The following is an 18900-nucleotide window of genomic DNA, read 5'->3' as shown; positions in this document are numbered from 1 at the left end:
GTCACCACACTCCTTCCGGATGGGCCCGCGCCACGCTCTGCATCTCGGCGAGCAAGAGTCCGAGGGCCTCGGTGTGCAGCCCCTGGCGTCCGGCCCGGCCGCCGACGGTGCCGACGGTCCGGCCGGTCGGGGCTGTCAGTTCGGCGGCGTGCACCACCTGCTCGAGCACGCTGTCGAACTCGGCGCGCACGTCCCGCGGGTCGACACCCACACCGACCGCGGCGAGCGCGAGTTCCTCGGTGGTCGGGGTGAACAGTTCCTCGACGTACGGCCACACGTGGGCCAGCGCAGCCTCCATCCGGGACTTCGACTCCGCCGTACCGCACCCGAGGGTCACCGCCCACCGGGCGGCGTAGTCGCGGTGGTACGTCAGTTCCTTGACACCCTTCACCGCGACGGCCGCGAGCACCGGGTCACGGGAGGTGCGCAACCGGTCGAACAGGGCGAGCCGCCACGTGGAGAACACCAGCATCCGGGTGATCGACTGCGCGAAGTCTCCGTTGCCGAGTTCGGCCAGCCGGGTGTTGCGGAACTGATTCTCGTCCCGGAAGAACGCGAGTGCGTCCTCGGCGGGAATCGGACTCGTGTCCGAAATGAACGGCACCACGGACTCGTCGGCGGCCGCGGCGCGGGCGAGCAGCAGTCGCGCCTGCCCGAGCAGGTCGAGTCCGACGTTCGCGAGCGCCACCTCCTCCTCGAGTTCCGGTGCGCGGGTGCTCCATTCGGCGAGACGCTGCGAGCTGATCAGCGCGTCGTCGCCGAGCATCAGGCAGTAACCGGCCAGGGCGGCGAGGTCGACGTCACCCGGAACCGTGGTGTCGACGCCGGCCAGGGGGTCGTCGAAGCTGGTGCCGAACGCCCACTGGCCGTGGCTGTCTTCGTCGACGAGGCCTTCGTAGGCATTGTCGTGGTCGGTCATCGGTACATCCTCGGAAGTCTCGTCGGCCTGCGAAAAGGTTGGGGCCGGATCACATGTGGGGAACGTTGTCGGGGATCTCGTAGAACGTGGGGTGCCGGTACACCTTGTCGCCGCTGGGCGCGAAGAAGGGGTCCTTCTCCGACGGGCTCGACGCCACGATCGCGGACGACCGCACCACCCAGATGCTCACACCCTCGTTGCGGCGGGTGTAGACGTCGCGGGCGTGCCGGACGGCCATCTCGTCGTCGGCGGCGTGCAGGGATCCGACGTGAACGTGGTTGAGTCCGCGCTTGCCCCGCAGGAACACCTCGTACAGGGGCCAGTCCGCGCGCACCGCGGTGTCGTCCGTGCTCATCGTGCGTTCTCCTTGTTGCTCTCGCGGCGGGCGAAGGCCGTCGCGGCCTCGCGCACCCACGCCCCGTTCTCGTGTGCCGCGCGCCGGTTGGCGACGCGCTCGACGCTCGACGCGCCATTGCCCTTGATCACCTGCATGAATTCGCTCCAGTCGGGTTCACCGAAATCGTGAGCGCCGCGCTCGGCGTTCCACTTCAGGTCGGGATCCGGGAACGTCACGCCGAGGACCTCGGCCTGCGGAATGGACATGTCGACGAACCGCTGACGGAGTTCGTCGTTGGTGTGCCGCTTGATGCCCCACTTCATCGACTGCTCGGAATTCGGCGACTGGTCGTCCGGCGGTCCGAACATCATCAGCGCCGGCCACCACCAGCGGTTCACCGACTCCTGCACCATCTCGCGCTGGGCGTCGGTGCCGCGCATCATCGTCATCAGCAGCTCGAAACCCTGACGCTGGTGGAACGACTCCTCCTTGCACACCCGGATCATCGCCCGCGCGTAGGGCCCGAAGGAGCTGCGGCACAACGGCACCTGGTTGCAGATCGCGGCACCGTCGACGAGCCAGCCGATGACTCCGACGTCGGCGTAGGTGAGCGTCGGGTAGTTGAAGATCGAGGAGTACTTCTGCCGGCCTTCGATCAGCTTCTCGGTGAGGTCGGCGCGGTCGGCGCCGAGCGTCTCGGCGGCCGAGTACAGGTACAGGCCGTGTCCGGCCTCGTCCTGCACCTTCGCCATGAGGATCGCCTTGCGGCGCAGCGACGGCGCACGGGTGAGCCAGTTTCCTTCCGGCTGCATGCCGATGATCTCCGAGTGCGCGTGCTGCGCGATCTGCCGGATCAGCGTCTTGCGGTAACCGTCGGGCATCCAGTCCCGGGGCTCGACCCTCTGTTCGGCGGCAATGGTGTCATCGAACAATGTTTGGAGGTCATCCGAAGCGTGTGACGTGGTCATATGTCCTACCTCTATTACCGAATGATCGGTTGGTCCAAGTATGCATGGTTGTGGCACGCGGCACAAGTGCGGAAGGTGGATCAGCGCCCTTCGAAGGTGGGCGTGCGCTTGGCCAGGAACGCGTCGACGGCGGCCCGGTGGTCGCGCGACTGCCCCAGCTCCTCCGCCGCCACCCGCTCACGCTCGAGGGCGTCGGACAGCCCGGTGGACGCGGCCGAGACCAGCGCCTTGACCTGCGTGTAGGCGGCGGTGGGCCCGTCCGCGAGCGTCCGCGCCAGGGCGGCGGCCGCCTCCCCGAGTTCGGCGTCGGGCACCACCCGGTGCACCAGACCCCAGTCGAGCGCCTGCGCGGCCGTGAACCGGTCGCCGAGCATCATCAGTCCCGCCGCGCGGCTCGGACCCAGCGCCTCGACGAGCGTGTGGCTCAGCCCGGAATCGCCGGCCAGGGCGATGCCGGTGAACGCGGTCGCGAACTTCGCACCCTCGCCGGCGATCCGGATGTCCCCGGCCAGGGCGATGCCGAGGCCCGCCCCGACGCACGCCCCGTTGATCGCGACGATCACCGGCACGCGGATCCCGGCCAGGGCGCGCAGCAGCGGGTTGTAGTGCTCGGCGACGGTGTCCATGGCGTGCGCGGGGTCGGCCTCGAGCCCGGCCACGTGCTCGGCGAGGTCCTGGCCGACGCAGAAGTTCTTCCCGTCCGCCCGCAGCAGCAGGGCACGCACGGCGTCGTCGGCGGCCACCTTCTCCAGCGCGGCCAGCAGTTGTTCCTTCACCGCCCGGTCCAGGGCGTTGGACGCGCCCGCACGGCTCAGGGTGAGGGTGGCCAGTCCCGCGTCCACGGAAAGTCCGACCACGTCGTCAGTGCTCATGAGAATGTGCCTCCTGCTGGTTGTGGTGTGCGTGGCCGCTCAGGACCAGGTGTAGAAGCCTTGGCCGCTCTTGCGGCCGAGTTCGCCGTTCGCGACCTTCTCCCGCAGCAGCGCGGGCGGCGCGAACCGGTCGCCGAGCGTCTTCGCGAGGTGCTCGGCGATCGCGAGCCGGACGTCGAGTCCCACCAGGTCGGTGGATCGCAGCGGACCCATCGGGTGCCGGTAGCCCAGTTCCATTGCCCGGTCGATCGATTCGGCGTCCGCGACGCCCTCCTCGAGCATCCGGATGGCCTCGAGCCCGAGACACACCCCGAGCCGGCTGGTCGCGAAACCCGGGGAATCGTTGACCAGCACCTCGGTCTTGCCGAGCTGCGTCACCCACTCGCGCACCTTCTCGACCACCGCGGCGTCGGTGGCGGGAGCGCGCACGATCTCCACGAGCGTCGACGCCGGGACCGGGTTGAAGAAATGCATCCCGATCAGCCGGGCCGGGTCGCTGAGCGCGGCACCGAGTTCGGCGATGGAGATCGAGCTCGTGTTGGTAGCGATCACGGTGGCCGGCGACACGGTCTTCTCCACCACCGACAGCACAGCCAGCTTCAGGTCGACCATCTCCGGGACGGCCTCGACGACGAGGTCGAGGCCGGTCGGCAGCGCATCGGGTGCGGCCACCGTCGACACCCGGCCCAGAACGGTCGCGGGGTCGGCGCCGCCGAGCTTGCCGCGCTCGTGCGCACGGTCGAGCCCGTCGGACACCCGCTGCAGGGCCGCCTCCCGGTCGCCGCTCTCCGCGATGGTGACAACGGACCCGAGGGCGGCGAAGACCTGCGCGATGCCCGCGCCCATCCGGCCGCCACCGACCACGCCGACGTTCTTCGGTGCTGTGCTCGTCATTTCTTCTTCGTCTCCAGAAAGGCAGTCATGCGGTCGTGTTTGTCACTGCTCTCGAACAGCACCGCCTGGGCGATGTCGTCGGCGAACGGGTGCGAGCCCGGGGCGTCGACGATGATCTTGGTCAGCTTCAGTGCCAGTGGCGCGGACCGGGTGATGCGGTCGATCACCTTGTGGGCCGCGGCGACGTGCTCGCCGGGGGCGACGACGTCCATCACGAGCCCGCAGCGCAGTGCCGTGGCGGCGTCGAGGTTCCGCCCGCCGAGCAGTACCTGCTTGGCGACGGACGTGCCGATCAGTTCGGGCAGCCGGTAGCTCGCGCCCGCCGCCGCCATGATGCCCAGACCGGGCTCGGGGTTCCCGAACACCGCGGTCTCGGTGGCGATGCGCAGGTCGCAGGCGTAGGACAGTTCGGCGCCGCCGCCGAGCGCGTACCCGCTCACCGCGGCGACCGTGGGCAGCGACAGCTTCGCGATGCGGTCGAACAAGGTGCGGTTGATCCCGGCGAACGCCTCGTCGCGGCCGCGCTCGCGCAGTTCGCCGATGTCGGCGCCGCCCGCGAAATGCTCACCCTCACCGGTCAGCAGCAGCGGCTTGGGCGTGGCCTCGAGCGCAGCACACACCTCGTGCAGTTCGGCGATCATCTCCGCGTTGATCGCGTTGCGCTGCGCGGGCCGGTGCAGCATGACGACCATCCGGTCGTCGCGGTCCTCGATCTTCAGCGTGTTCACGGCGCCTCGATCAGCATCGCGACGCCCTGGCCGACGCCCACGCACAGCGTGGCCAGCCCGCGGCGAGCGCCCTCGCGCTCCATCCGGCCGAGCAACGTCAGCAGGATCCGCGCACCCGAGCAGCCCAGCGGATGGCCGAGGGCGATGGCGCCGCCGTCCGCGTTGACGATCGACTCGTCGAGTTTCAGCTGCCGGATCACCCCGAGCGACTGCGCCGCGAAGGCCTCGTTGAGTTCGGCGGCGCCGAGGTCGGAGACGGACCAGTTGGCCCGGGCCAGCGCCTTCCGGGTGGCCGGGACCGGACCCAGGCCCATCACGTTCGGGGCGATGCCCGCGCTCGCGCTGGTGACGATGCGGCCACGCACGGTGAGTCCGTACTTCTCCACCGCCGCCTCGCTCGCGACGACCAGGGCCGCGGCGCCGTCCGACAGCGACGACGACGATCCGGCGGTCACGATGCCACCGGTGCGGAACACCGGCTTCAGCTTGCCCAGCTTCTCCAGAGTGGTTCCTCGACGCGGAGTTTCGTCGGCGGTCAGCTCGCCGTCCTTCAGCGGCACGGCGACGATCTCACGCTCGAAGCGGCCCGCGTCGACCGCCGCGATCGCCCGCTCCTGGCTGCGCAGCGCGAACGCGTCGCTCTCGGCACGGGTGATGCCCTCGAGCGCCGCGACCTCCTCGGCCGTCTCGCCCATCGACAGCGTCACCTTGCGCACGTCCGGTCCGGCACCGGCCGGAACGTCGCGGTCGGCGGCGGTGAACCGCGGGTTCGTGAAGCGCCAACCCAGCGAGGTGTCGGCCACCTCCCCCGGGCGCGCCCACGGGGTGCCCGGCTTGGCCATCACCCACGGCGCGCGGGTCATCGACTCGACGCCGCCCGCGATCACGATGTCGGCCTCCCCGCCGCGGATGGTGTGCGCGGCGGACGCGACCGCGGTCAGACCGCTCGCGCACAGCCGGTTCACCGTGTAGCCGGGGACGCTGTCGGGCAGACCCGCGAGCAGCACGGCCATGCGGGCGACGTCGCGGTTGTCCTCACCGGCCTGGTTGGCGGCGCCGAGGATCACCTCGTCGACGGCCTCGCCCGGGATACCGGCCCGGCGGGCGGCCTCGGCCACGACGAGACCCGCGAGGTCGTCGGGGCGTACTCCTGCGAGCGCTCCGCCGTACCGACCCTGCGGGGTACGGGCTCCGTCCACCAGAAACACTTCGGCCACAGTCTTCTCCTTCACGGGGGTACCGTCTATTAATAACCGAATCTTCGGTCGGTACGCAAGGGGAGGTAGTGGTCGGGTTTCTACGATCCGACCTTGACAACCAGCGACTACTAAGACGATCCTGTTAACCGACCGAACGTACGGTGAAATGGAGTTGTCGTGAGCAAGTTACTGGAAAGCTACGCTGCCGGACGCTGGTACACCGCGCCCGACGAGGGAACGCCGCTGCTGAGCGCTGTCGACGGCTCCGAGGTGGCGCGGATCTCCGCGACCGGCCTCGACCTCGGCGAGATGGTGACCTACGCCCGCGAGGTGGGCGGACCGGCGCTGGCGAAGCTGACCTTCCACGAGCGCGCCGCCGCACTCAAGGCGCTCGCTCTGACGCTCATGGCCGGAAAGGACGAGTTCTACGCCCTCTCCACGTCGACCGGCGCCACCAAACGCGACTCCGGCGTCGACATCGACGGCGGCTTCGGCACCCTCCTCAGCTACGCGAGCAAGGCCCGGCGCGAACTGCCCAACGACACCGTCTACCTCGACGGTGCGCTCGAGCAGCTGGGCAAGAAGGGCACCTTCCTCGGCCAGCACGTCTACACGTCCCGCCGCGGCGTGGCCGTCCAGATCAACGCGTTCAACTTCCCCGTGTGGGGCTTCCTGGAGAAGCTCGCGCCCGCGTTCATCGCCGGCGTCCCGTCGATCGTCAAGCCCGCGAGCCAGTCGGCGTACCTCACCGAACTCGTGTTCCGTCGCATCATCGAATCCGGGCTGCTGCCCGAGGGGTCGGTCCAGCTGCTGTCCGGGAGTGCCCGCGGGCTGCTCGACCACCTCGGCGGGCAGGACTCCGTGGCGTTCACCGGATCCGCCGACACCGCCGCGACCCTACGGGCGCATCCGAACGTCGTCGGCGAGGGTGTGCACTTCAACGCCGAGGCCGACTCGCTCAACGCGTCCATCCTCGGCTCCGACGTCGAACCCGGCAGCGACGAATTCGATCTCTACGTCAAGCAACTCGTCACCGAGATGACGGTGAAAGCCGGTCAGAAGTGCACCGCCATCCGCCGCGCCTTCGTGCCCACCGCGATGATGGACGACGTCATCGCCGCCGTCGAAACCCGGCTCTCGCGCGTCGTGGTCGGCGCCCCCGACGCGGAGGGTGTCACGATGGGTGCGCTCGCCAGCCTCGAACAGCGCGACGAGGTGCTGAAGTCGCTTCGCGGGCTCACCAAGTCGGCGCAGATCGTCGTCGGCGACCCCGACAACTTCGCGGTCGTCGGCGCCGACAAGGCCACCGGTGCGTTCCTGCCGCCGATCCTGCTGCGCTCCGACGACAAGGACGCCACCGAACCCCACGACATCGAGGCCTTCGGCCCCGTCAGCACCGTCATCGGATACGACGACACCGACGAGGTGATCGAACTCGCCGCCCGCGGCAAGGGCAGCCTCGTCGCCTCCCTCGTCACCCGCGATCCCGCACTCGCCCGCGCCGTCGTCCTCGGACTCGCCCCGTTCCACGGCCGCGTCCTCGTCCTCAACCGCGACGACGCGAAGGAATCCACCGGCCACGGCTCACCGCTGCCCGTCCTCGTGCACGGCGGCCCCGGACGCGCAGGCGGCGGCGAAGAACTCGGCGGCATCCGCGGCATCCTGCACCACATGCAGCGCACCGCGGTCCAGGCCACCCCCGACATCCTGACCGCGGTCGGGAACAAGTGGGTGACCGGGGCACAGCGTCACGACGACGGTGTGCACCCGTTCCGGAAGAACCTCGCCGAGCTGCGGATCGGCGACACCATCGTCGGCGGTCCACGTCAGGTCACCCGGGCGGACATCGACCACTTCGCCGAGTTCACCGGCGACACGTTCTACGCCCACACCGACCCCGAGGCGGCCGCCGCCAACCCGCTGTTCGGTGGCATCGTCGCGCACGGGTACCTGGTGGTCTCGCTCGCGGCCGGCCTGTTCGTCGACCCCGCACCCGGTCCGGTGCTCGCCAACTTCGGCGTCGACAACCTGCGGTTCCTCACCCCGGTGAAGGCCGACGACAGCCTCACCGTCACCCTCACCGCCAAGCTCATCACCCCGCGCAGCAGCGCGGACTACGGTGAGGTGCGCTGGGATGCAGTCGTCGTCAACCAGGACGGCGATCCCGTCGCCACGTACGACGTCCTCACCCTCGTCACCAAAGGAGACAACGCATGAGTTTCAAGGTCGCCGTCTGTTACGGCCAGCCCGATGACACCGAGGCGTTCGACGCCTACTACCGCGACACCCACATGCCGCTGGCACGGAAGATCCCCGGCCTGTCCGACTTCACCTGGGGCAAGTGCAGCGCACTCGACGGCGGAACGCCGCCGTACTACGCCGTCGCGAGCCTGTACTTCCCCGACGCCGACACCATGAAGTCCGGGCTGCAGTCCGAAGAGATGAAGCAGGCGGGAAAGGACGTCCACAACTTCGCCACCGGCGGCGTCACCATGTACGTCCAAGAAGAAGAATCCGTCTACAACCAGTAGGAGAACCATGACTGTCGACGCGTCCGCAGAGTGCCGTATCGCACGGGAGATGTTCGAGGCCGACACCGCATCACAGGCGCTGGGCATCCAGATCCTCGAACTCCGCCCCGGCCACGCGGTCGCGTCGATGGTCGTCGGTGAGACGATGGTCAACGGGCACGGCATCACCCACGGCGGTTTCGTCTTCACCCTCGCCGACACGGCATTCGCCATGGCGTGCAACGGATACGACCTGCCCGCCGTCGCCGCCCGCGCCGACATCCGGTTCCTCGCGTCCACCCGTCTCGGCGACACGCTCGTCGCCGAGGCCGTGGAACGCGCCCGCTACGGGCGCAACGGCCTCTACGACGTCACCGTCCGCCGCGGCGACGACGTCGTCGCCGAATTCCGTGGCGACAGTCGATGCCTTCGGCCCGTGAGTACTCATTGACCGCGGGACGTTGACAAGTACTCACGGGTGCGCAGCACCAATGGGGGCGGCGTGCTTCCCGTGTTCGGGTGTGGCCGCGTCGCGTGCCGCCCGTTCGGCGGCGGCGGCCTCGATGGCCATGGCGTGGTCGACCGCGTGCGGCGCGATTCCCAGGTTGTCCAACGTGTCCCACAGACTCGACAGCGCGGCCTTCGGGTCGAGGTAGTACTCCGATTCGCGGACCCGCCAGAACGTCCAGCCGCAGCGCTTGAGTTCCTGCTCGCGTTCGAGGTCCGCGATCCGCTGCTCCGGGGTGGTCGAGAAGGCGTCGCCGTCGCATTCGACCGCCAGTCGCATGGTGCCGCCGGTGACGACGAGATCGATGCGCCGATTGTTCACCTCGACCTGCGAATTGACGTGATAGCCGCGTTCGGCGATGTCGTTGAACACCCGCTGCTCGAGCAGGTTGTCGAACGGCGGGATCCGCACGTCGCGGTCGACGTCCCGCGGCATCGGGTCGGCCGGGGCCGGCGATGTCGACATCATGTAACCGAGCAGGGAGTTGCGTAGATCGGCCCGCTTCAGTTCGTCGACGGTCACGGAGTGGAACAGCCACAGCTGATCCTGCGCCCGCGACGCCGCGACGTTGAATCGCCGCTTGTACTGGTTCGCCGTCAGCGGTGCGAAGTTCTGCTCGGGCGCCACGACCATCGACAGGAAGACGACGCTCCGTTCGTCGCCCTGGAAGTCCGGTGGCGTCCCGACCCGCAGTCGCCGCTGCTCCCACTGCTCGATGCCGATCCGCTTGACGAGTTCGGTGCGGATGGCGTCGACCTGGGACTGCCCCTGCAGCACGACGATTCCGAACGTCTTGCCGTCGTACCGGGGGTCGACGAGGCATTCGATGAGCTGGTCGACGAGGGCGGCGGCCTCGACGTGGTTGGTGAGAGTCGCGTCCTTACCCGACACGGTGGCGCCGGATACGTACGTATGTTTCAGCGGCGGAAGCCGGTCCGCACCGAACTGCCGGACCGGAACCAGCGGCAGTTCGCCGTAGAACTGGGTGCTCGACCAGTTGATGATCTCGGGCATCGAACGGAAGTGTTCCCGGAGCCGGACCACCTGGCCGAAGCTGGTGCGCAGGATCGAGAACAGGCTCGACCGCGGCGTGAGCGTGGCCTGGACGTATTCGGGCAGGTCCGGCAGGTAGGCGTCCAGCCGGGTGAACACGTCGTCGAGGGTGCCGTTGGTGGGGATGTCGGCGGGTGCGCACTGTTTGTCGTCACCGACGACGATCACGCGCGGCGCCAGCCACAGCAGGAACAGGTTGGTGATGTCGGCCTGGCTGGCCTCGTCGACGATGACGACGTCGAAGCTGCCCGGCACCGGCGGGATGGACGCGAGCACCTGCTGCAGCGGCATCACCCATGCGGGAACGGCGCCCTGCGCCTCTCCCATCGCGGAACGCGCTGCGCTGCGGTACTTCTCGGCGTACTTCCCGGCGCCCGCGCCGATACTCGAGATGTGCTCACGGTACGTCTGCAGCGCCCGGACCTGATCTGCCGTCAACTGCTCGAGGCAGTCGCGCCAGGCGGTGGCCGCGGCGAGCCGTGCCGTCAGATGCGCGAGATCCGCGTCGACGGCGTTGAGTTCGGCTTCGAGTTCCTGCTCGCGGCCGGCGCGGTGCTGCTCGGTGACCCATTGGCGGGCGCGGCGCCACGCCCAGGCCTCCGACATCTGCCAGCTCATCTCGTCCCACTCGGTGAGCGCGGCCGTCCTGCGCACCAACTCGTACAGGGCGGGGGCGACCGGTGAGAGTCGTTCGGACAGTTCGTCGAAGAGCCGCTGATCCTGTTGCTCGACGCGGGCGATCGAGTACCGGGCGAGAGCGTCCGAGAGGGCCGCGTTGTCGGCCTGGTCGAGTGCCGCCACCAGCGCGGTGCCTTCCGGCGACGGTCCCGCGTCGACCTCGGTGGACACGGCGGACACGATGGCGTCGAGTGCGGCCCGCGCATCGTCCACGTCGGCGCGGGTGGTGATGGCCTCCGCCGCCCCGGCCACCGCGGTCGCGTCGGCGAGGGTGCGGATCCGCGGCGCGTTCGGCGACAGCGCGAACAGTTCACGGGCGAGGGCGTCGCGGGCGACGAGGAGGGCGCGCACGCGGGCCACCCGGCCGACGATCATGTTGAGGCTGTCGACCTGCACGGCGCGAGAACCGCTCATGTCCACCGGAATCCGGAGATCGGACAGCAGCGTGGCGGCGGTCTGCGCTGCGTCGTGGGCGCGCAGGTGCTCGGTCACGAGCCGCACCGTCGCGGCGGTCGTCGCGGGTACGCCGTCGACGACGGCGTCGAGGCCGAGTTCCTCGACGGCCTTCTGCTCCTCGCTGCGACGGAACCGCGTCTTCCACTCGACTGCACCGGATTCCATGGCGACGGCGAGGGCACCCACCGCCTGCAGGGCGGGCCGGGTCATGACGGAGCACTGGACGTCGTGCGCGCCGATATAGCGGTCCGCGGCCGCGGCCGCCTCGACGATCGCGGGCAGGGCGTCGAGCCGGCCCCACAGGTGGGTCGCCCGGCCGGAGAGGACCGTGTCGGCGAGGGTCTGGAACTGGCCGTCCAGGTCGAGGACGTCGTGCGCGCGGGCCTGCAGTTCCTTGCAGTGCCGGCGCACGGTGTACGCGGTCTCCGGGTCGACGCCGCCGAGGACCTCCAGCAGATGCGCCGACTGCGGGGTGTCGATGGGGACATTGGTCGACGCCCGCGAGCAGAGCCGCTCGAGTTCGGCGCGGTTGGGCAGCAGGGCGTCGAGCGCGGGAAGCGTCTGGTGCGACCGCTGCGCACGCTCGGGCGACGCCGTCACGCACAGCCGGCGCAGCGTCTCGACCTCCGTGCCGACGAGGGGCGGCTGCTCGCACAGCAGCGGCCCGGGGAGCCATTCGTAGGCGTCCTGCAAACCCATGACCTTGCGGACGATGGTGGCGGCGGTGCCCTCGTAGCCGTCCGCGACCGTGTCGTGGTGATACGTCTCGGACTCGCGCAGCGCCTTCACCTGCTCGAGCACGACGAACCGCTTCTGCACGGCCTCGTCGCGCTGGGCCCGCAGGTCGGCGATCTTCTGGCCCTCGCTGTGCGGATTGAACGACGACTTCCGCTCGGCGATCGTCGCGACACTGCGGGTGAGCTCGTCGGAACCGCCGCGGGACAGGTCGGTGATCGACACGCACAGTTCCTGCATCTCCGGCGGGAGCTTGTCCCTCAGCACCCGGAGCGCCTGCGCCTTCTCGCTCGTCACGAGCACCCGCTGGCCCCGCGCGAGCAGCGCCGACACCAGGTTGACGATCGTGTGGGTCTTCCCCGTCCCGGGCGGGCCTTCGACCACCACTCCGCTGTCGCCGCCGAGCCGCTCGATGATCTGCGACTGCTCGGCGTTGGCCGGGAGCGGGAAGAGCGGATCCTCGGCGAGCGACGACGAGGTGGCGGCGCCGGTGCGCTCGAGCCAGGCCAGCCGGTCGGCCGGTTCGATCGCCTCCACCAGCTGCGCGAGCCCGAGCGGAACGGTAGCGCCGTCGCGTTCGAGGTGGGAGATCATCTGCTCGTAATACTCGACCAGGGCGAACGCACTGCGCTTGCGCAGAACCAGCGCGGGCGACAGCGTGACGGTGCCGTCGACGTCGGCGTCGGGAGGCCGGATGTCGTCCCGAATCGTGACAGGCGTCATCAGCGACTTCGGCGCCCACTCCGCGAGCAGTGCGCGAACGCCGTCGCCGAGCGGCGACGCGACGGTGTCCTGCAATTGCTTCTGCAGCGGCATCGCGTGCGCGCTGTCGTAGACGCCGAGTCCGGTGAACAACTGGGAGTCCTCGAGCCGGGGCCGGGAGCCGGCGATCAGCCGCACCAGCAGGTCACCGGTCCGCGGATCGCGGTGGATACTCGCGGACTGCGTCACCAGATGGGTGTGCACACCGTCGTCGCCGGCATCCGACAGGGTCAGCAGACCGGACGCGAGGACGAGTTCGATCGTCTCGGGGCGCGCGTTCAGCTCCTGCAACATCAACTGCAACGACTGGTACAAATCGGCGTGCGGGCGGCGCTCGCGGTCGGACTTCGCCCACGCCTGCCACCGCTGCACGTAGACGTCGAACGCCTGACGGACGTCGTAGGCGCGGCGCACGTCGTATTCCTCGTCGGAGTCCTCGGCGTAGGCATCGAACGCGTTCAGCTCGAGGTCGGTGCGGGAGCTGTCGGCGCGGGCCGACGCGTCCACCCAGCCGGCGAGAACGGTGGGTAGGTCCGGCGGATCGTCGACGCCGATGAGGGGCACCCGCAGGACGATGTCGCCCTGCTCGGCGTCGGGATCGAGTTGGATCGTACGGCCGTCCTGGTGCAGCCACTCGACCTGTTCGTGCTGGTCGACGCGGAGAACCGGCTTCGTACGAGCCCTGACGATCTCGCGCAGGAACTGCAGCAGGCGCTGGACGCGGCCAGCGAGCTCGGCGTCCGTTTCGGGACTCGACAATGTAAACCTCTGCGAATTCTCGGTGGTGAAGTGCGCTTGCCCCCGCCGTGCACACTATCGGGTCGAGGGGGTGAAGTTCGAGGCGTCGTCCCCTGGCAGGGGGACTGGACGGTCGCCCGAGGGTCCGAATGAGCCGCCGTTCGTACCGGGCGGTCTCTATCATCGATCCATGAGGCAATCGCGCATCACGACGCTGGCAGCGGTGATCGCGACTGTCGCCGTCACCGTGTTGGGGGGTGCCACCGTGTCGACTGCCGCGCCGGCGCCGGGCGCCCGGGTCACCGCTTCGTCCGACGGGTTCGCGCTCGACGGGCAGCCGTGGTGGCCGACCGGGTTCAACGCGTATCAACTGGCCACCAACTGGTCGGTGAACTGGGGATGCGGCGCGATGGTCGACCTCGACTCGTACTTCTCCGCGTTGCCACCGCACTCGCTGACCCGGTTCAACCTCTTTCAGGCGCTGGCGATCAACCGGTTCACCGGGCAATTGGACTTCGGACCGATGGACGCCGTGTTCGCGGCCGCCGAGGCGCACGACCAGATGCTCGTCCCGGTCCTGGCACCGCAGGACGGAGCGTGCGAGGACGGGGTGTTCAAGGGCCGGCAGTGGTACGTGGACGGCTGGACGACGATGACGCCGGGGGCTCCCCGCACGCTGATGAGCTTTCAGGAGTGGATGCGCACCGCCGTCGACCGGTTCCAGGGTTCGCCGTCGCTCGCGGCGTGGGAGCTCGTCGGGGAGCCGGAGACGAGCACGTGCACCGACGCCGAGTGCTCGTGGTGGACACGCACGTGTGAGCCGGACGCGGCGCAGGTGCTGCGCGACTTCTTCGACACGGCGGGCGCCGACGTGCGGGCGCGTGACCCGCGGACGCTGATCACGGCGGGATTCACCGGTGGTGGCCAGTGCGGAACGCAAGGCGACGAGTACCAATTCGTCTCGGCGTCACCGTATGTCGACGTCGTGCAGTATCACGACTACGGCGCCGACGGCGTTCCCTTGCCCGGCGATCAGTGGAACGGTCTCGCACGACGCCTCGAACAGGCTGCGGCGCTTGGCAAGCCGCTCCTGATGGGCGAGATCGGCGAACTCGCCGGATCATGCGCCTCCATCACGGACCGGGCAACGCACATCGACACCAAGATCCAGGGACAGAAGGACGCGGGTGCGGCCGGGGCGCTCCTGTGGGCGTTCGTCCCGGACCCCCGGCCCACCGACTGCACCTACGACATCGGGCCCGACGACCCGCTGTGGGACGTGGTGGAGCAGTTCGGAAGCGGGGGTCCAGGTACCACGCCCGGTGACACGTAGAGCCCGATCGTGACAGCGAGCGCACGGCGAGGATGAAGTACCCGGCCTGCAGGGCGGCGTCGATCTCCTTGTTCCCCTCGCTCATGTGCTCGACGAGGCGGGCCCGCCGGTCTCGGTCGCCTACGAGCTCACGCCCGCCGGCCGGGCACTCCTGCCGTCACTCACCGCCCTGACGGAATGGGCGCGAGAAAACCTTCCGGCGCAGCGGGTTTCAGGGTAATACGTGGACTGTCAGCGTCCGCCGCGTCGCAGCGTCACGCGATAGGTGTAGTGCTCGGGCAGGAAGTAGCTGACCGCCAACTCGACGGTCCGCCCCTCCGCGTCCGAGTAGAGACGATCCACCCGCAGCATCGAATGCCCCTCGGCACACCCGAGTTCGCGGGCCACGTCCGCGGGTGCCGCCGCGACCGTGATCGATTGCGCCGCCTCCACGATGGGGCTCCGCAGGTGCGGCTCCAGCAAACCGATGATCGTATACGAACTGACGGCGCCGGCCGACATCTCGGGCGCGTCGGCGACGAGACGGGCGATCTCGTCGGGAAGGTACACGGTGGTCAACACGAACGGGGTGTCGTCGTGGCGCCGCCGGAACGCGACCGTGTGGACGAGGTCGGTGTCGAGCCGGAGTCTGCTTGCGGCCTCGATGTCGACCCGGCGGCGCAGCGGCGAGACCACCTCCATGGTGGTGTCCGTGGACAGGTTCATCAGATCCTCGATCGACCCCAGCTGACGCAGGTATCGGCCGTCGGACTCGGCGGCGAACGTCCCGCGCCCCGGAACCCGGTAGACGATGCCCTCGGCGACCAGGTCCTGGAACGCGCGGCGGACGGTCTGCCTGCTGACGCCGTGCTGCTCCGCGAGCTCGAATTCGGTGGGCAGCTTGATACCGCCGCGGTACTTGCCCGCCGCAATGTGCTCGCGGAGCTGCCGCGACACCAGCTGGTACGCCGGCTCCGTCTCTCGTTCTCGTTCCCTACCGTTCATCGCGCACCGATCCTACGTGCAGGTCGCTGGACTACAGCCCGCCTCGCGACACCAGCTGCGAGACGATGACGTTCCGCTGGATCTCGTTGGTGCCCTCACCGACGATCATCAGCGGCGCGTCCCGGAAGTACCGCTCCACGTCGTACTCGGTGGAATAGCCGTAACCACCGTGAATCCGGACGGCGTTGAGGGCGATGTCCATCGCCACCTCGGATGCGTACAGCTTCGCCATCCCCGCCTCCATGTCGCACCGGTCGCCGCTGTCGTACTGCTCGGCCGCGTGCCAGGTCAGCTGCCGGGCCGCGGTCAGCTTCGTCGCCATGTCCGCCAGATAGTTCCCGATCGACTGGTGCTTCCAGATCGGCTGACCGAAGCTCTCCCGCTGCTGCGCGTAGGCGAGCGAATCCTCGAGCGCCGCCGTGGCCACACCCAGCGCCCGGCAGGCCACCTGAATCCGGCCGGTCTCCAACCCCTTCATCATCTGACCGAAACCCTTACCCGGCGTCCCGCCGAGGATCGCCGTCGCCGGAATGCGGTACCCGTCGAAGGACAACTCACACGTCTCCACACCCTTGTAGCCCAGCTTGGGCAGATCCCGCGACACCGTCAGCCCGGGACCGTGCTCGACCAGCACGATCGAGATCCCCCCATGCTTCGGGGTCGCCTGCGGGTCGGTCTTGCACAGCAACGCGATCAACCCGGACCGACGCGCATTGGAAATCCACGTCTTCGCCCCGGAAATCACCAGATCGTCGCCGTCCGCCTTCGCGGTGGTCGACATGGCCTGCAGATCCGAACCGCCACCGGGCTCGGTCAACGCCATCGTCGCCCGGATCTCACCCGTCGCCATCTTCGGCAGGTACTGCCGCTTCTGCTCCTCCGTGCCGTACAGCGACAGCAGCTTCGCGACGACGGTGTGCCCGCCCATCGCCCCCGCGAGGCTCATCCACCCACGAGCCAATTCCTGCGTCACCTGCGCGTAGCACGGCATCGACACCGGCGATCCGCCGTACTCCTCCGGGACCGCCAGACCGTAGATCCCGATCTGCTTCATCTGCTCGATCCACTTCTCGGGGTACTCGTTGGCGTGCTCCACCGCCTGCACCGTCGGCTTGACGTCGCGGTCGACGAACGCACGCACCGTCTCGACCAGATACGACTCTTCTTCGTTCAGCCTGCCCATGAAACTCCACCTCACACTTTGCACAGCATTTGTACGGCCAGAATCTGACAATGTGTGCCCAATGTCAAGGATCAGTCTTGACATGACCCCTGATCCGCTGCCAGCATCAGCAGCGCAGCCGCATCCGGCTGGCCGTACATATCCAGCCCGACCCGGGCTCCCGGACCCTAGGAATGAAGCATCGTGCAGAACCTCACCCGCAGGCGCGCCGTTCTGGTGGCCCCCGGATCCGACGAGCGCAAGGCCCTCAAGGCGCTCCGGTCGACCGCCGACGAGGTGGTTCTCGACCTCGAGGACGCGGTCGCGCCCGCGAAGAAGGCCGATGCCCGCGACCTCGTGCGCCGTCTCGTGCTCGAGTCGGACGGCTCCCGCCCCGTCTCGGTTCGCATCAACGCGCTGACCACCCCGTGGGCCGAGGACGACCTCGCGCTGTGCGCCTCGCTCGGTGGCGCGCTCACGTCCGTCGTGCTTCCCAAGACGGAGACGGCACACGATCTCGCTCATGCCGATCAGGTTCTCGCCGGCACCGACATCGGGGTCCAGGCTCTCGTCGAGACCCCGGTCGGGGTGCAGAACATCGGCGACATCACCCGGGCCATCACCCGGCTCGAGTCCGTCGTCATCGGCTACGCGGATCTCGGCGCGGCGCTCGGCCGGTCCCGCACCGCCCTGCCCGAGCACTGGCTCGCGATCCAGGACGCCGTCCTCGTCGCCGCCCGCGCGGCCGGCATCCAGGCAGTCGACGGCCCGTTCCTCGGCATCGCCGACGACGACGCCTTCCGGCACTCGGCGGCCTGGACCAGCGCGCTCGGCTTCGACGGGAAATGGGTCATCCACCCCGCCCAGGTCGAGTCGGCCGCCGCGGCGTTCACTCCCACCGACACGGCCGTCGAGGAAGCGCGACGCGTGATCGACGCACTCGCCGCGGCGGACGCCGCCGGAAACGGCGCCGCTCAACTCGACGGACAGATGCTCGACGAGGCCGTGGCAGTGGCGGCCCGGCGAATCCTGGCTCAGGTAGGTGGCAAGTGACGATCACCCAGACATATGTCGGCGGACCGTACTTCGACGAACTCGAGGTCGGCGACGTCTTCGACACCGCACCCGCCGTCACCCTGACCAGCGGTCTCGCCGCGACCCATCAAGCCATCCTCGGTGACCGCCTGCGCCTGCCCCTCGACGCGCATCTGTCCCGGGCCGTGACCGGATCCGGGGACGCCGTCGCGAATCCGGGTCTCGTCTGCGACGTCGCCATCGGGCAGTCCACGCTGGCCACCCACCATGTGAAGGCCAACCTCTTCTACCGCGGTCTCCGCTTCCATCACTTCCCCCACCTCGGCGACACGCTGTACACGCGCACCGAAGTGGTGGGCCTGCGGGAGAATTCGGCCAAACCCGGACGCAAACCCACCGGCCTGGCGGCACTGCGGATGACGTCCACCGACCAGGACGGCCGCACCGTCCTCGACTTCTACCGCTGCGCCATGCTCCCGTTGAGCGAGAACCCCGACGAGGACCGTGTCCGCAAGTCCGACGACCTGTCCGCCATCGGTCCGCAGACGCAGCAGTCCTTCGCCGCGCCGGAAGGCTGGGACCTCGCCCGCTACCGCGACAAGGTTCCCGGACAACACTTCTCGGCCGACCTCGCCGGCACCGTCCTGCGGAGCAGCGGCGACGTGGTCTCGAACGCCCCCGAACTGGCGCGCCTCACCCTCAACATCGCCGCCACCCACCACGACGAACGCGTCGGCGCGGACGGACGGCTCGTCTACGGCGGGCACACCATCGGCATCGCGCTCGGTCAGGCCACGCGCGCCCTGCCCAACCTCGTGACCGTTCTGGGCTGGAAGTCGTGCGACCACACCGGGCCCGTCCACGAAGGCGACACCCTCACCAGCGAACTCGAGGTCGAGAGCGCCGAGGCGTTGCCGGGCGGCGGCGGAGTACTGCACCTGCGTTCACTCGTGTTCGCGTACAACGCCTCCGCGTCCGACGTTCCCGTCCTCGACTGGCGTTTCACCGCCCTCATGGCCTGACCGCCAC

At 69.1% G+C, this 18900-nt stretch carries 17 protein-coding genes; 7 read left to right on the top strand and 10 right to left on the bottom strand.

Annotation, left to right across the window (positions count from 1 at the left end; genetic code table 11):
* Position 1 precedes the first annotated feature (1 nt).
* From paaC to H0B43_RS21745, 7 genes are all read right to left on the bottom strand, one after another.
* Positions 2–919 (bottom strand): 1,2-phenylacetyl-CoA epoxidase subunit PaaC, encoded by a 918-nt coding sequence (gene paaC, locus H0B43_RS21775; protein ID WP_185726050.1) that lies wholly within the window; start codon positions 917–919, stop codon positions 2–4.
* 49 nt (positions 920–968) lie between these two features.
* Positions 969–1274 carry a 1,2-phenylacetyl-CoA epoxidase subunit PaaB gene (gene paaB, locus H0B43_RS21770; protein WP_073362060.1) on the bottom strand — a complete coding sequence of 102 codons (306 nt, stop codon included), beginning with the start codon at positions 1272–1274 and terminating at the stop codon, positions 969–971.
* Positions 1271–2224 carry a 1,2-phenylacetyl-CoA epoxidase subunit PaaA gene (gene paaA / locus H0B43_RS21765; RefSeq protein WP_073362062.1) on the bottom strand — a complete coding sequence of 318 codons (954 nt, stop codon included), beginning with the start codon at positions 2222–2224 and terminating at the stop codon, positions 1271–1273. Before paaA ends, paaB begins: the two co-directional genes overlap by 4 nt.
* An 80-nt stretch (positions 2225–2304) precedes the next feature.
* Positions 2305–3096, bottom strand: a complete 792-nt coding sequence (locus H0B43_RS21760; protein WP_185726051.1) for an enoyl-CoA hydratase-related protein — start codon at positions 3094–3096, stop codon at positions 2305–2307.
* Between the two features lie 39 nt (positions 3097–3135).
* Positions 3136–3990, bottom strand: a complete 855-nt coding sequence (locus H0B43_RS21755; protein WP_185726052.1) for a 3-hydroxyacyl-CoA dehydrogenase family protein — start codon at positions 3988–3990, stop codon at positions 3136–3138.
* Positions 3987–4718, bottom strand: coding sequence for an enoyl-CoA hydratase/isomerase family protein (locus H0B43_RS21750; RefSeq protein ID WP_185726053.1), 732 nt, complete (start codon positions 4716–4718; stop codon positions 3987–3989). The genes H0B43_RS21755 and H0B43_RS21750 overlap by 4 nt, the downstream gene beginning before the upstream one ends.
* Positions 4715–5935, bottom strand: a complete 1221-nt coding sequence (locus H0B43_RS21745; RefSeq protein WP_185726054.1) for an acetyl-CoA C-acyltransferase — start codon at positions 5933–5935, stop codon at positions 4715–4717. Before H0B43_RS21745 ends, H0B43_RS21750 begins: the two co-directional genes overlap by 4 nt.
* Before the next feature lie 159 nt (positions 5936–6094).
* Between H0B43_RS21745 and paaZ the strand changes: the two genes are divergently transcribed.
* Genes paaZ through paaI form a run of 3 tightly spaced genes read left to right on the top strand, consistent with a single transcriptional unit; the run spans position 6095 to position 8878 of the window.
* On the top strand, positions 6095–8134 hold the full coding sequence (gene paaZ / locus H0B43_RS21740) for a phenylacetic acid degradation bifunctional protein PaaZ (protein WP_185726055.1): 2040 nt from the start codon (positions 6095–6097) through the stop codon (positions 8132–8134).
* Positions 8131–8448, top strand: coding sequence for an EthD family reductase (locus tag H0B43_RS21735; protein ID WP_185726056.1), 318 nt, complete (start codon positions 8131–8133; stop codon positions 8446–8448). The genes paaZ and H0B43_RS21735 overlap by 4 nt, the downstream gene beginning before the upstream one ends.
* 7 nt (positions 8449–8455) lie before the next feature.
* Positions 8456–8878, top strand: a complete 423-nt coding sequence (gene paaI, locus H0B43_RS21730; RefSeq protein WP_185726057.1) for a hydroxyphenylacetyl-CoA thioesterase PaaI — start codon at positions 8456–8458, stop codon at positions 8876–8878.
* Between the two features lie 21 nt (positions 8879–8899).
* Here paaI and H0B43_RS21725 read toward each other — a convergent pair whose 3' ends face one another.
* Entirely contained in the window at positions 8900–13378 is a 4479-nt protein-coding gene (locus tag H0B43_RS21725) for an AAA domain-containing protein (protein ID WP_185726058.1), read from the bottom strand.
* Positions 13379–13547: 169 nt separating this feature from the next.
* On the opposite strand from H0B43_RS21725, the gene H0B43_RS21720 reads away from it, so the two are divergent.
* Positions 13548–14690, top strand: coding sequence for a beta-mannosidase (locus tag H0B43_RS21720; protein ID WP_185726059.1), 1143 nt, complete (start codon positions 13548–13550; stop codon positions 14688–14690).
* A gap of 85 nt (positions 14691–14775) precedes the next feature.
* Positions 14776–14910: a winged helix-turn-helix transcriptional regulator gene (locus H0B43_RS21715; RefSeq protein WP_397517453.1), complete on the top strand. Its 135-nt coding sequence runs from the start codon at positions 14776–14778 to the stop codon at positions 14908–14910.
* 11 nt (positions 14911–14921) lie between these two features.
* On the opposite strand, the gene H0B43_RS21710 is transcribed toward H0B43_RS21715, so the two are convergent.
* The gene (locus tag H0B43_RS21710; RefSeq protein WP_185726060.1) at positions 14922–15674 is read right to left on the bottom strand and encodes a GntR family transcriptional regulator; all 753 of its coding nucleotides are present in this window, start codon (positions 15672–15674) and stop codon (positions 14922–14924) included.
* Positions 15675–15705: 31 nt separating this feature from the next.
* Complete coding sequence (locus tag H0B43_RS21705; RefSeq protein WP_185726061.1) at positions 15706–16857, bottom strand: acyl-CoA dehydrogenase family protein; 1152 nt, start codon at positions 16855–16857, stop codon at positions 15706–15708.
* Between the two features lie 183 nt (positions 16858–17040).
* On the opposite strand from H0B43_RS21705, the gene H0B43_RS21700 reads away from it, so the two are divergent.
* Entirely contained in the window at positions 17041–17889 is an 849-nt protein-coding gene (locus H0B43_RS21700) for a CoA ester lyase (protein WP_185726062.1), read from the top strand.
* Positions 17886–18893, top strand: coding sequence for a MaoC family dehydratase (locus H0B43_RS21695; protein ID WP_185726063.1), 1008 nt, complete (start codon positions 17886–17888; stop codon positions 18891–18893). Before H0B43_RS21700 ends, H0B43_RS21695 begins: the two co-directional genes overlap by 4 nt.
* The last annotated feature ends 7 nt before the right edge of the window (positions 18894–18900 follow it).

The sequence above is a fragment of the Rhodococcus sp. 4CII genome, from assembly GCF_014256275.1.
GTDB classification, from domain to species: Bacteria; Actinomycetota; Actinomycetes; order Mycobacteriales; family Mycobacteriaceae; genus Rhodococcus_F; species Rhodococcus_F wratislaviensis_A.
The sequence above is the reverse complement of the archived record's forward strand: the minus strand, read 5'-3'. Positions and strand labels throughout refer to the sequence as shown.